This window comes from Streptomyces sp. URMC 124, assembly GCF_051386455.1.
Lineage (GTDB): Bacteria > Actinomycetota > Actinomycetes > Streptomycetales > Streptomycetaceae > Streptomyces.
In genome coordinates this window covers 1-250 of sequence record NZ_JBPQTS010000568.1, presented here as the reverse complement: position 1 = coordinate 250, position 250 = coordinate 1, and the positions used below count along the sequence as shown (strand labels likewise).

The following is a 250-nucleotide window of genomic DNA, read 5'->3' as shown; positions in this document are numbered from 1 at the left end:
AGGAGGAACGAAAAATCATATGACGGATTCCCAGTTAATACAAGAAATCAAGCAGGGCAATACCGAGCTGTACTCGGAGCTTATGCGGCGTTACCAGAGAAAAATATTGGCATTTGTCTATCATATGTTAAAGAGCTCCAACATGGAGCTGATGGCGGAGGATTTATGCTCCGAGACATTCTATAAGGCTTTCCGCAGCCTGCATTCGTTTCGCGAGGTGGATGCATCGTTCTCGACGTGGCTGTATACC

General features: G+C 46.4%; 1 protein-coding gene. It reads left to right on the top strand.

What is annotated here, in order from left to right; genetic code table 11:
* Nucleotides 1-19: 19 nt before the first annotated feature.
* Nucleotides 20-250: RNA polymerase sigma factor (locus ACSNOG_RS33725; RefSeq protein ID WP_436756473.1), on the top strand; the 231-nt coding region annotated here is incomplete at its 3' end.